This is a genomic window from Paenibacillus sp. CB74 (genome assembly GCF_055687625.1).
This window is the reverse complement of the sequence record NZ_JBVMUS010000002.1, coordinates 407,178-420,993: the sequence shown is the minus strand read 5'-3', so window position 1 is coordinate 420,993 and position 13,816 is coordinate 407,178. Positions and strand designations below refer to the sequence as shown.

Here is a 13,816-nt window from a genome sequence, read left to right as displayed (position 1 = left end):
TATAGTACAGACCATATTATTTTCACAAATTCCACATACATGAAGGCTAAACTAATCTTATATTGAATAGAGGAGATTAGCCAAATGTGTGGATTTGTAAGTATATATAACAAATATCGTATGCCAGTAGATGCAAACCTTCTGCAAAATATGACAGACTCCATAGCTCATCGTGGCCCAGATGATGAAGGTATGTACATCAATGATCATATCGGTTTGGGCTTCAGGAGATTAAGTATACTGGATATCGCGCACGGGGCGCAGCCCATGACCAATAAGACCAGAGATATTTGGCTTGTATTCAATGGGGAGATTTATAATTATAAAGAGTTGAAGGATTGGTTAAGCCAAAAAGGTTATACATTTTATACAGATTCGGATACTGAAGTGCTGCTGAGGCTTTACGAAGACGTTGGAATTAAATGTGTCAGCTATTTACGGGGCATGTTTGGTTTCACCATATGGGATCGAAAAAAAGATCTTTTATTTGCGGCAAGGGATCATTTCGGAATAAAGCCTGTATATTTCAGTGAAACCGCCTTTGGATACATGATTGGTTCTGAAATTAAATCGATACTGGCTTCAGGCAGGATTGATCGGGAAGTAGATGAAAATGCGCTATATCATTATCTTACATTTCAATATGTACCTGAACCTTCAACCATGTTCAAAGGAATCCATAAATTGAAAGCCGGCCATTATTTGATTGTACAGGATCATGGATTGATCATTAAACCGTATTACGAAGTGAAGTTTGAGCCAAATGAAAACAGGTCCTATTCCGATTTAGTAGAGGAGACTCGATCGGTAATAACGGAATCGGTGTGTATTCACAAGAACTCAGATGTCCCCAGGGGCGCATTCTTATCGGGCGGTATTGATTCAAGCAGTTTAGTTGGATTACTTCATCAATTGGAACCAACCCAAACATTCAGCGTTGGATTCGATATGCCAGGATATAGTGAATTGGATGATGCCAGAAAGACAGCCGCTTATTTGGGGACTGAGCATCATGAAATTCGGATTAATGCCCGCGACTATATAGATATACTACCTTCTCTAATATGGCATATGGATGAGCCAGTAGCAGACCCCTCAGCCGTGGGTCTCTACTTTGTATCGAGGTTGGCTAGTCAGCATGTTAAAATGGCCTTCTCAGGAGAGGGCGCGGATGAATTTTTTGGGGGCTACAACATTTATCAGGAACCTTATGCTCTCCGTATGTTTCAGGATCTTCCAGGAAGATTGAGAAGTCTTGCAGGACATCTTGGAAGGTTAATGCCCGACGGCATGAAAGGCAAGGGATTTTTGGAAAGAGGTAGTCTTATTCTACAAGAACGTTACTTTGGGAATGCGAAAATTTTTATGGATCATGAAAAAGATAAGGTATTAGCACCATGGTTAACGAAACAGGGGGTATGTGAACCGACTCTTCAGGTGACTAAGCCGCTTTATAAACAAGCGAAGTTATATGATGAAGTCACGCAGATGCAGTATATTGATATTCATACTTGGCTGCGTGGAAACATCCTGATGAAAGCAGATAAAATGTCGATGGCTAATTCCTTGGAACTTCGGGTTCCCTTTGTGGACACAAAAGTATTTGAGTTAGCTGCTACAATTCCAACAAAGTATAAAGTTACACCTACAGCAACCAAATTATTGCTCCGTGAAGCTATGAAAGGTGTGGTGCCACCTGATGTACAGTACCGAAAAAAATTAGGTTTTCCTGTACCTACCAGGGTATGGTTGAAAAGTGAATGGTACACATGGGCTAAAAATCTGATTATGACGGCAGACGTAGATCAATGGATCAATAAAACGTATGTCTTGCAGCTACTTGAGATCCATAAGGAAGGGAAAATGGATGCAAGCCGTAAATTGTGGACCATCCTTGTATTTATCTTATGGCATCAAATATATATTGAAGATCGTGTGTATTCCTTTTCCGTTCCTTCTTCCAAAAGAATGATTTTATAATCCTTATCTTTAATAAAGTTCTCCAAAGAAGATGAGAAAACAAAAACGAAAAACGAGCCTTTGCTGAACAAAAATGACCAACATTTTTGAAAAGCTGATGGTATCAATCCCTCGAGATAGAGATCATGTTAAAATGAGCTCATTATACCGGGGGATTTTCTTATGCCACCCAAATAGGAGAAAGCAATAAGCAATAGGAATGTTCGTCTGATGGCAGATCAACAACCGAATGAGAGTGACGTTTAAGATCAAGAGCGTGGACCAAATCCGGAGATAGAACGCAAAAATCATTTTTGTTACTGAAAATTGAGGAACTAAATCTAGAGAAACCCATAATTTGTAGCAGTAGGGCCTACATTATGTCAGTATCGCTTGTTTTACAATTAGGGGCATCAAAACAAATGCGGCGATCACTCCTCGGTTGGATTCCGGAGAAGATCGCCGCATAATGGATTCTTCTGTTTTTTAGTATCTCATTGACTAGACTTGACATTTGTATCAGCAGTTTATAGTAGAGCGTGGAAAATGCTTCTCATTAATTATCCTTATTCAGCCACGTTATCTACATTCGGATCAGGTGTATAGTTACTTTCATAATCTGTATACACTACTTCCGTTACCATTCCCGCGGAAGCATGGTGCAAATCATGGCAATGGAACATCCAATCTCCTGGGTTATCGGCTTCAAAAGCAACAACGTAGGTTTCTCCTGGTTTAACATTTAGGGTATCTTTCATGATCGTTGACCCCTGATAGGATTGACCATTTTTACTTAGTACTTGGAAAAATTGACCATGGAGATGCATGGGATGGTCATCCGTCTTGGACTGATTTACAAAAGTAACTTTGACCTTGTCACCTTTCTTGACTTGTATGACATCTGTATCCGGAAACACCTTTCCGTTGATTGTGTAAACCATTTCTCCGTCTTTCATCTCCGTATTTAAATTCATAGTCACGTTCTGATCAAATGTTTGATTCAAAGAAAATTTAGGATTTGAAATGTTACCGTATTTCTCTAAATCAAACACGGGAAGCTTGAGAGAAGTATTAGAAATGTCATTTTGAACTTTTGAACCTTCATATTGGATAACGGCTTTCATATTTTGTATCGGTTTTTCAGTTCCGTGTTCCTCAAGTAGCCAGGAGCCTGGATTGTCCGCTGTAAATTCAATATCATAACGTTCTCCAGGAGCAATAGAAAGAATTTGATCTTTAATCACCCCGGGTTCATTAATAGGCTGACCATCCGAAGCAATTACTTTAAAATTGTGGCCATGTAAGTGCATTTGATGACTGATAAATCCTGCATTAATTAGGCGAATTCTAACTTTATCTCCTTCTTTCACAGCTAGCTTCTCAATGGCAGGACCTGTTTTTCCGTTTACCGTGTATAGGTCATACATGCTCATATCATGTCCGCCCATACTCAACGTGTCCTCGTCCATATTCTTATCCGAATCGGACATATTCATTTCATTATGATCCATATCTTTCATATCCTTGCTGTCGGAATCCCCCATACTCATGTCGCCAGAACTCATCCATTCATCTAACATAAGAGTGTAGTCCCGGTCATAGTCATTTTTGAGTTCTTCAACAACAAGCGAACCATACAGTCCTTTATCCACTTGGTTTACACTGTCTTGGTGAGAATGGTACCAATAGGTACCTGGTACATTGGCTTTGAAAACATACGTAAATGTTTTACCTGGTTCAACAGCATCTTGTGTGACGCCAGGTATGCCATCCATATTATTGGGAACCGGATAGCCGTGCCAATGAATGGAGACAGGCTGATTCAATTCATTTTTTAAATTGATTTTTACGTTATCTCCAACTTTTACACGGATTTGAGGTCCGGGGACAGAATTGTTGAATGTCCAAACAGGTAATATCTTACCTTTGGAAACTTCAAGATTGCTCTCTTGGGCAGTGATCGTGAATTCTTTACCGTTTACCACTGGAGTAGCAGATGTGAATTTCCCGGTATTAGGACTGGAATTAACCGTTGTAGGATTATTCATATTTGAATGATTCATTTCTTCCATTGCGTTGTTTTTAATAGCATTTGCACATCCCGTAGCAAAAATAGCAAAAGAACTAATTACGATAATTCTCTTTATAAGCATAGATTTTTTCATATATCTTTCCTCCATGTTTTGTATTTGTTTGGTAATAACAATAATAGTATAGATAATTTATGTAGAAATAATGTGGTTGATTTTCATTTTGTATAGTATAGGGGGGCTATAGTATAATAAATGTATAAAGAAAAGGAGTGATCGGAACATGGGGGATTTAATTCAAGAGCAGGAGTCATGTAACACCGAAGAACGTAGAAGTCATCATTCTGAGAAAACAAAGAATAATTTGATTAGCCGGCTTAACAGAATTGAGGGACAAGTTAGAGGACTAAAGGGATTAATAGAAAAGGACACTTATTGTGATAATGTGCTGAATCAAATCTCTTCAGTCCAAGCAGCATTGAACGGGGTAGGTAAACTTTTGTTAGAGCATCACATGAAAAGCTGTGTAATGGAACGCATTCAGGAAGGTGAAAACGAAGTTATTGATGAATTATTAGTTACTATAAATAAATTAATCAAATAGTGTTGTAAACAAAAGAGGGTTCTTGCAACCCTTTTTTGTTTACAGCAAAATATTTTGACAAATATACGGTAGGGGGGTATTCTAATGAAAAAGGAGGTGTGTACATTGAATGACATTCCATTGGACAATATAGAACTAGGTTATTCATCCAAATACAATCGGAACAGTTACCATTCATCAAAAGAGAAAATAATATGCCAATTCGTCTAAATCGTATTGAAGGAAAGATAAGGCGAATCAAGGGTCTTATTGAGAAAGATAACTACTGCGATCAAGTATTGAATCAAATTTCGGCTGCTGAGGCAGGGCTAAATGATGTCAGCAACGTTCTTTTGAGAGGGCGGATTGAGGACTTTGTGGTGGATCGGGATCAATAAGGTGATACTGAAGTGGTGAATGAATTAATGAAAACAATTCAATCCATAATGAAATAACATATATTGAAATCACAATTAAAAGGGGAGAGTATTCGAAAATGGAAAATGTTACGCTAAAAGTTAAAGGAATGTCATGTGGACATTGTGTAAACTCAATAGAAGGGGCTCTGAATCAGATAGGAGCTGACGCAAAAGTGATTCTTGCCGACGAAAAAGTTGAAGTGAAATTTGATGAAACAAAACTTAAGCTCTCGGTTATTAAAGAAGCGATAGAAAATCAAGGTTACGAAATAGTTGAATAACGTTTGTAGTCGATCTTCTTGAACTGTAAGATCACATAGAAGAAGGTGAAGCGTATGAATGTCGAGGTATATACAACGCCAACTTGTGAAGATTGCAAAAATTTCAAAAAATTCTTAAATGATCATCAAATACTGTATACAGAGTTTAGTATAGCTGATAATCCAGAAAATGCTGTTATACTTCGTGAACGAACAGGTAAAAACCTGGTACCTACAATTTTCATTGATAATGAAGTTTATTTCGGATTTGTCTTCAATCGTCAAGAAATTGAGCAAAAACTTCTTGATTAGGAAAGGATATATGCAAAATCGATTTACTAACCTAAGGTATAGGTTATTTCTGCCAACTCACTAAGATGAAATTAGAGCATATGGAATTAAAATTTCTAAACCATTAAAACGGATTACACATGAATCCCTTATTCTCTAGAGTAGTTGATTATCTTCTGAAATGCTCCATGAATAGAATATTTCTATATGGGGTATATATAGAATAGGGACTACCCTAAATTTATATATAAAGGAGATTTATTAATGTCACATCAAAAGTACAAAGAGTGTATTGAAGAGTGTTTAAAATGTATGGTCGCATGTAATCATTGTTATGTTTCTTGTTTGGATGAAGAGCATGTTGGAATGATGAAGGAATGTATTCGATTGGATCGTGAATGTGCGGATATCTGCGAATTTGCCGCTCATGCGATGTCGATCAATAGTAAATATGCTAAAGCTATATGTCTGGTTTGTGCAGAAGCTTGTGAAGCGTGTGGAAACGAATGTAAAAAACATGATCTTGAGCATTGTCAGCAATGCGCAGAAGCATGCTTTGCTTGTGCAAAAATCTGTCGTGAAATGGCCGCTTAATAAAAAACAAGTAACACCTAAGGGGTTTTCTCAGAATCAGTTCTTAAATTCCGAGAAAACCCCTTCTTTAACGAATTCCTAAGAAACAATCGATTTATGTAAAGGGAATAACAAATAACATAATACATATCAACAATAAAATGGGCTGAAAATTATCGAGTCTTGCTTGACATAATATAGGGTAGGGGGGTATTGTATTCATATGGAGTCAAGCAAATCTTACGAAATATAAATCTCGAATAAAAGGAGTAATGAATTATGCAAAATGTAGTGTTAAATGTGAAAGGCATGTCTTGTGGGCATTGTGTCAACTCGATCGAAGGTGCTTTAAAATCACTCGGTGTTCACGGGGATGTTAATCTTGAAAATGGCACTGTTACCGTAGTATATGATGAAAATAAGGTGACTCTAGAGCGCATTAAAGAGACTATTGAAGAGCAAGGATACGAAGTCTAAAAGGTGAGGTGTATATGTAGTGTCAACAATCGAAGAGAAAAAAGCACAAACATCACTTCAACTCACAGGTATGACTTGTGCCGCTTGTGCTTTAAAAATTGAAAAGGTTCTGAACAAGCTGGAAGGCGTATCAGAAGCTAACGTAAACTTTGCGATGGAAAAGGCGACAGTAACGTATGACCCGAGTAAAGTCGACATCGGTAAGATGGAAGCAAGCATTGAGAAGCTTGGCTACAGTACAGTTAAGGAAGCTGTTGATTTGGAACTTGTCGGTATGACTTGTGCGGCTTGTGCCTTGAAAATCGAGAAGACTCTGAATAAGTTACCCGGCGTAAGCACGGCCACCGTTAATTTCGCCATGGAAGTTGCTCATGTCGAATATAATCCGGCAGATGTTTCTGTGACTGATATGCAAAAGAGAGTAGAGAAACTTGGATATCAAGTTGTACCCAAACAGGAACAAAGCGACCCGGCGGAACGTCGACAAAAAGAATTATCAAAACAAAAACGGAAACTTCTTATTTCTGCTATTTTATCATTTCCCTTGCTCTGGGCGATGGTAAGTCACTTTTCATTCACTTCGTGGGTATGGCTGCCAGATCTCTTTATGAATCCATGGTTCCAATTGATTTTAGCAACTCCTGTTCAATTTTATATCGGAAGACCCTTCTATATTGGTGCATATAAAGCATTACGTAATGGTAGTGCGAACATGGACGTTCTCGTTTCATTAGGGACCTCAGCAGCCTACTTTTACAGTCTATATCTAACCGTTGTGTGGGCGTTTGAAGGCGGTAGCGTACATCATGGCCCAGCGATGTACTATGAGACAAGTGCCGTGTTGATTACATTAGTGGTAATGGGGAAACTGTTTGAATCCCTGGCAAAAGGACGTACGTCTGAAGCCATTAAATCACTAATGGGACTTCAAGCCAAGACAGCAATAGTTGTCCGAGAAGGTCAAGAATTGACCATTCCCGTGGAAGAAGTGATTGCAGGTGATGTTGTAATTGTTCGCCCAGGTAGTAAAGTGCCTGTCGATGGGGAAGTTCTGGAAGGCCTATCATCTGTGGATGAATCGATGCTTACAGGCGAAAGCCTCCCTGTTGAAAAAAAAGCTGGGTATGCTGTTATTGGAGCCACCATTAACAAAAACGGTGTGCTTCGAATTAAAGCAACAAAAGTAGGTAAAGAAACTGCTCTTGCACAAATTATTAAAGTGGTCGAGGAAGCGCAAGGTTCAAAAGCTCCTATTCAACGGGTAGCCGACGTCATCTCCGGGATCTTTGTACCTATTGTTGTAGGTGTCGCTGTAGTGGCATTCTTGGTATGGTACTTTATAGTTACACCTGGTGACTTTGCAGGTTCTTTAGAAAAAGCAATTGCAATTCTGGTTATTGCTTGTCCTTGTGCTCTAGGGCTTGCTACACCAACCTCAATTATGGCTGGTTCTGGGCGCGCAGCTGAACTTGGAATCTTATTTAAAGGTGGAGAACATCTGGAACAGACCCATAAAATTGATGCGATCATTCTCGATAAAACAGGTACAGTAACAAAAGGTAAACCTGAACTTACCGATGTTTTGGTCGATGGAGATGAAACAGAATTCCTTAAACTTGTGGGGGCAGCTGAGAAAAATTCAGAACATCCATTGGCCGAGGCTATAGTTGCGGGTATTATGGAAAGAAATATTGAACTGCCCGGGACAGAATCCTTTGAAGCCATTCCAGGTTTTGGAATCAAGGCTACTGTTGATGGTAAAGAATTATTAATTGGTACCCGTCGCCTCATGGATAAATTCGATGTAGAAGCAAAACAAGCTTACACTACGATGTCTACTTTAGAGGAATCTGGGAAAACGGCTATGCTTGTCGCTATCAATAAAGAGTATGCGGGTATGGTTGCTGTGGCAGATACTATCAAAGAAACCTCACAAGCTGCTGTCAGCCGTTTAAAAGAAATGGGTATCCAGGTCATTATGATTACAGGGGACAATGAAAGGACGGCAAAAGCGATAGCGGCTCAAGTGGGAATTGATCACGTCCTCGCTGAAGTTCTTCCTGAAGGAAAAGCGGATGAAGTTAAAAAGTTGCAAGCTCAAGGTAAAAAGGTAGCGATGGTAGGAGATGGTATCAACGATGCTCCGGCCCTTGCTATGGCAGATATCGGGATGGCTATTGGCACGGGGACGGACGTGGCTATGGAAGCTGCTGATGTAACTTTGATGCGTGGCGATCTATCAAGTATCCCAGATGCCATCTATATGAGTCGTAAAACGATGACTAACATTAAACAAAATCTATTCTGGGCACTCGGTTACAATACGCTGGGTATTCCGATAGCCGCAATCGGCCTCTTGGCCCCATGGGTAGCAGGTGCTGCGATGGCATTGAGTTCAGTATCCGTTGTTCTTAATGCACTTCGGTTACAACGTGTGAAAATACGTAATTCATAGAAGCGACGTGATTAAAGCTAATAAATGTATAAAATATATTTTGTTATAGATTCTATTGTTGTTATATTATATAAAAGTACCCACGCAGGGATACGGGGTATCCCTTGCGTGGGTGCTTTAGTGAAGAAAAGGCACACATAAATTAGAAATCCGTTCAGGAGAATGTTAGGTTGAAAAAATGGGTTATATTCGGTGCTAACCTGATTATGTTTATTCTCATTTTCAGTAAGCGAGATTCATTGTATGCATGGATTGCTGGGGAGAATACGCCTAGTTTTCCCCTGATGTTTCTCGTTGTGACTATGCTTGCTATATTTCCTGTGGTCCCATTCGGCATCGTAGGTGGAGTGATAGGCGCTAAATATGGTGTAGTATGGGGCAGTGTTTTGAACGTGGCCACCTCCACTTTAGCGGCAAGCATTGTCTATGTATTGGCAAAGTCCTCTCTTCATTCTTGGGGAAGCAGGATCATTCGGAGATTTACCTTCCTAAACGAATTGCATACGACGAGCAGCCAGCGCCTGTTTTGGACGATTCTTTTTGCTCGCATCATACCCTTTTTCCCAGCTGCTGCAATCAATATTTACGCTGGCGTATTCCATTTAAATTTTAGGATTTTCATACTTGCAACCTGTATAGGTAAAATCCCTGCTATGATTGCCTTTGCGTATATAGGGCATGAATTTTGGAATAATGGAACACGCTTGGTACAAGTCAGTCTTGTCTATGCTTCATTTTTATTATTGGTTTTTATCGGGAATAGAATATTTCTTTGTCACAAAGAATAGTTACAATTCCATAAGGTGAATTTAAAAAGCACTACGTTCTTCGTAGTGCTTTTTTGCTTTTGAATTCGTTCGTTCATTTGAAATTTTATTGTATTGATATAACAAAATCCACACTTACTTCAAATTTAAACTTTACACTATTTCTTAAGAACAAACCAAGAGGAGTAGTATCAGATGAACAATCATCACGATGTAGAAGAAGCCAACCAAAAGAGTTCCAATTTACGCATTAACTTTTTCTTTTTTTTATCCTTTGTCATTTTTTCAATTATTATCATTCGTCTTGCTGTTATACAATTTGTAGAAGGCCCTGAACTTGCCCGTTTACAAAATGAAAGTGTCACCAGATCGAGTCCTATGCTACCCGTCCGAGGTACCATCTATGATTCATCAGGCAAAGTGAAACTGGCATATTCTGAACCTATTCAGTCGCTATATATCACTTTATATAAAAATTATAGTCAACAGGAAGGTGGTCCTGAAAACCCAAATCGTGAGGAAGCTAAACAATTTGCAGAGAAACTATATGGAGTGTTTCAGGAATTTAAAGATCCTGGGAGCAAAGAATTGTCGGTAGAAGATATATTAAATGCGATGGACCTGCAATATCGACAGACTCAAGGTTATTCTCCGAGATTGATCAAGAGTGAATTATCCGATAGAGAAGTCGCTTATTTTCTTCAAAACAAAAATATCATTCCTGGATTGAGTGTAGTGGAGGAAAGTAAACGTAAATATGATGAAGATAGTGTGGCTGTTCAAGCTATTGGTTACATGAAAACATTTAAAACATCAAAGACTCTAGAGAAATACAAAGAAATTGATAATCTAAATCAAACTGAAACTAATCCCGGACTTGTATATTCTGAGCTGGAAAGTGTTGGTGTTGATGGTCTTGAACTTCAATATCAGGATGTGCTACGAGGACAAAGTGGTTATAAAGAGATCCCAATTAATGCATTGAATTTGCCTGAAGAAGGCGGGAACATGCTCCCTCCAAAAAAAGGGTTCGATATCATCTCGACCATCAACAAAAAAGTACAAGTTCAAACAGAACAAGCTATTAAAGAACAGTTGGATTGGCTACGGCGAACTCCTGTTTCAGGAAAGCTTCACTCCAATGCAAAAACAGCATTTGCTGTCGCTATGGAAGTGGATACCGGTAATGTCGTGGCTATGGCAAGTATGCCGGATTATGATCCGAATGCGGAATGGGATTATGAAAAGATAAAATACATCTATAGAAATGGAACAGTTGAATCTTTCCCCCCAAACGATACCGGAAAGCACCCAGAGTCAACCGTATTATTGGGGTCAACAATTAAACCATTGAGTGTTTTAATTGGCCTAAATGAAGGTTTTTTTGCTCCAAATTCAACATATCAGGATCGAGGATACGCGGAGTTTGGTAAAGACCGTACCAGAGTCAGGAACTCCTCAGGTAGCGTATATGGGCTCTTAAATCCGGAAACAGCAATTATGAAATCATCCAATGCTTTTATGATTGACATGATCGGTGAGCAGCTTTGGAATAAGTATAATGTTGAAGGAATTAAAGTATGGGATGGATACATGAAAGAGTTTGGCTTGGGCGTTGACACCGGAGTGGATTTACCCAAAGAATTTAGAGGCAGAATTGAATATAACCAGGAAAACCAATCTGCACTCACAGGCTTGGCTTTTGCTTCATTTGGACAACAAGGGAAGTATACAACGATGCAGCTTGCACAATATACTGTGATGTTAGCCAATAAAGGAAAACGTCTAGAACCACACTTGGTAAAAGAAATACGTGACTCGGAAGGAAATATAGTTAAAAAAGTTAAACCTATAATACTGAATACAGCAAATTATGAAGACAGATACTGGCGAACCATTCAACGTGGAATGTCTACCAATGTAGATGCCGCTTTCAGTGGGTTTCCATATGATTTCGCAAGAAAGACAGGTACCTCCCAACAAACCATTTATATTAATGGTCAGTCGATTAATGTTGAGAACGGGGTATTCATCGCCTTTGCACCTCGTGAAAATCCAAAATTGGCAGTAGCCGTGGTTGTACCTGAAGGGGGGTACGGATCAAGTAGCGCAGCACCCATTGCTCGTAAAATATTTGATGCCTATGATAAGGAATATGGTCTGGAACCCAATTCAGCAAAGTGATCCTAAGATTAAAGCAATAATAATTGTTCAATTGAGATATAGTTGATGTAAAAAAGAGTTTAATAATAGAACAAGATGAATGCTTAACAAGAAGAAAAGTGGCTAATATTAAAGCTGTTATTTAGGACATAAGGCTTATATCTACTTCCTTTATTCTTCTTCGTTAATTTATTTGATTAAAAAGTACTTTTAACGATAATTTTAATCAAAATATCTGAGGTGGAGGGCAGGCAGGACTTGCTTCTGGGTATCATTTATAGAGGAAAGATGTTTCCCTTCTTATCTTGGAAGCAGATGGAGAAGCAGCAAGCATGCCTCATTGTTACGATGTTTGACGCTATTTTCAACCGCTGAATGTCTCTATCGGGCTTTATCGGGGTCAAGAATATACTTGCTAGAAAGTCGCCAAGTTTTTTGCTTTTTTAGGGTATCAAGTTCTTGTCCCAAGCTAAGGACAAGAACTTATTGCCGATTAGAGGGCATTCTAATCAAGACTAGCTCATAAATACAGCAAATGGACTAAAATCTTCGGGTCCTGCTCTTGATATTGCTTCTGTTCTAAATTAGTTTTGATAAACCGCACTTCCATTTGTTAATGGAGTAAACAATTAGGGTGCTGTTCATTTATGTTCGACTGCCCACATTTTTTTTAGGAGTTATCGTTTTCTATTCACGGTCAATAAACTCACGCGCAGCATAGGAGATATCTAAACTCAATTATTGGTTAGTAGTTAGAGTTAAATGATCAACGATTCTTTGAGCATCATATTTTATCCAGCCCAACAGTGCTGAGCCTCTAGAACTTTGCCATGGTAACCCGACATAGTACAGTCCAGTAACTTGGGAAATACCTTCATTATGTTGAATTCGACCAAAAGAATCAAATGCATCCTGAATATCAATCCAATTATCATCTCTCATAAATCCAGTAGCCCATATTACATTATTCACCTCGACCTGAGCTCCATCCTCAAAATAAATATAATTGCCACTAGCGTTCAGTGTGCGAGGAGAAAGATTTATTTTTCCACTTTTAATTAGTTGTCTTAATTCAACTCCATACACTTGCTCAGTCTGGTTTTTCAGCCATCTCCCAACTGGACTCTGAGTGTTAGCACGAAGAAAACCGAGTTTTTCAAAGTACCAGAAAATGCTTCGATTCATGATATACAAGGGTTTGAACGAAATTTCACGTGCTACGGATATGTATACTGAATTGTTTTTAGTTTGATCTTTTGCTAACTCCACTGCTATTTGAGCACCTGAATTCCCACCACCAACAACCAGCGTGCTTCCAGGGCTTAATTGATCCGGATTTAAGTATTCTGAAGAGTGTAACTGTATAACGCCCTCTGACAAGGACTTAGAAAAGGGTGGAACTCTTTTCACTTGAAAGGGACCTGTTGCAACGATAATTTTGCGCGCCTCCATAATACCATCGGTTGATTCTACTATGAAGTGATTATCATTCTTCCAAAGTCGTTTAATTAGACATTTCAGCTTGATCGGGAGCTCCATGTAATTTGCATATGATTCAAGATAACTGGCAATCTCATCTTTACTCGGTAAACCATTTTTATCCCCATTCAACAGCATTCCTGGTAATCCATCATACATACGAGGCGTAAAGAGATGAAGTGATTCGTAGCGGCGTCGCCAAGAATCGCCTATTGATGATGCAGAGTCCAGAATCATAAAGTTTAGACAAGTTTGTTTTAAGTAATACCCTGCGGCTAATCCTGCTTGTCCAGCACCAATAACTAACACATCGTACATAGTTATCCTCCTTAAATTGAGTTAATACAAGCTATTCGTTCG

General features: G+C 38.9%; 12 protein-coding genes. 10 read left to right on the top strand and 2 right to left on the bottom strand.

What is annotated here, in order from left to right:
• The first annotated feature begins 84 nt into the window (after positions 1-84).
• Complete coding sequence (gene asnB / locus ACX9NY_RS32155) at positions 85-1,980, top strand: asparagine synthase (glutamine-hydrolyzing) (protein WP_472479694.1); 1,896 nt, start codon at positions 85-87, stop codon at positions 1,978-1,980.
• Positions 1,981-2,525: 545 nt separating this feature from the next.
• Here the strand turns inward: asnB and ACX9NY_RS32150 are convergent.
• Complete coding sequence (locus tag ACX9NY_RS32150) at positions 2,526-4,124, bottom strand: multicopper oxidase family protein (RefSeq protein ID WP_472479692.1); 1,599 nt, start codon at positions 4,122-4,124, stop codon at positions 2,526-2,528.
• A gap of 148 nt (positions 4,125-4,272) precedes the next feature.
• Between ACX9NY_RS32150 and ACX9NY_RS32145 the strand changes: the two genes are divergently transcribed.
• From ACX9NY_RS32145 to ACX9NY_RS32105, 9 genes are all read left to right on the top strand, one after another.
• Positions 4,273-4,593, top strand: coding sequence for a metal-sensitive transcriptional regulator (locus ACX9NY_RS32145; protein ID WP_079350242.1), 321 nt, complete (start codon positions 4,273-4,275; stop codon positions 4,591-4,593).
• Between the two features lie 194 nt (positions 4,594-4,787).
• Complete coding sequence (locus tag ACX9NY_RS32140; protein ID WP_258377758.1) at positions 4,788-4,970, top strand: metal-sensing transcriptional repressor; 183 nt, start codon at positions 4,788-4,790, stop codon at positions 4,968-4,970.
• Between the two features lie 98 nt (positions 4,971-5,068).
• On the top strand, positions 5,069-5,272 hold the full coding sequence (locus ACX9NY_RS32135) for a cation transporter (RefSeq protein ID WP_472479689.1): 204 nt from the start codon (positions 5,069-5,071) through the stop codon (positions 5,270-5,272).
• Positions 5,273-5,326: 54 nt separating this feature from the next.
• On the top strand, positions 5,327-5,563 hold the full coding sequence (locus ACX9NY_RS32130) for a glutaredoxin family protein (protein ID WP_110821630.1): 237 nt from the start codon (positions 5,327-5,329) through the stop codon (positions 5,561-5,563).
• Positions 5,564-5,806: 243 nt separating this feature from the next.
• Complete coding sequence (locus ACX9NY_RS32125) at positions 5,807-6,136, top strand: four-helix bundle copper-binding protein (RefSeq protein ID WP_110821631.1); 330 nt, start codon at positions 5,807-5,809, stop codon at positions 6,134-6,136.
• 258 nt (positions 6,137-6,394) lie between these two features.
• The gene (locus ACX9NY_RS32120; RefSeq protein WP_472479686.1) at positions 6,395-6,592 is read left to right on the top strand and encodes a cation transporter; all 198 of its coding nucleotides are present in this window, start codon (positions 6,395-6,397) and stop codon (positions 6,590-6,592) included.
• Positions 6,593-6,611: 19 nt separating this feature from the next.
• On the top strand, positions 6,612-9,047 hold the full coding sequence (locus tag ACX9NY_RS32115) for a heavy metal translocating P-type ATPase (RefSeq protein ID WP_472479684.1): 2,436 nt from the start codon (positions 6,612-6,614) through the stop codon (positions 9,045-9,047).
• A 170-nt stretch (positions 9,048-9,217) separates the two neighbouring features.
• A complete protein-coding gene (locus ACX9NY_RS32110; RefSeq protein WP_472479682.1) occupies positions 9,218-9,835 on the top strand; it encodes a TVP38/TMEM64 family protein in 618 nt (205 codons plus the stop codon).
• Between the two features lie 174 nt (positions 9,836-10,009).
• The gene (locus ACX9NY_RS32105) at positions 10,010-11,998 is read left to right on the top strand and encodes a peptidoglycan D,D-transpeptidase FtsI family protein (protein ID WP_472479680.1); all 1,989 of its coding nucleotides are present in this window, start codon (positions 10,010-10,012) and stop codon (positions 11,996-11,998) included.
• Positions 11,999-12,715: 717 nt separating this feature from the next.
• On the opposite strand, the gene ACX9NY_RS32100 is transcribed toward ACX9NY_RS32105, so the two are convergent.
• Positions 12,716-13,774, bottom strand: coding sequence for a flavin-containing monooxygenase (locus ACX9NY_RS32100; RefSeq protein WP_472479678.1), 1,059 nt, complete (start codon positions 13,772-13,774; stop codon positions 12,716-12,718).
• Positions 13,775-13,816: the final 42 nt, after the last annotated feature.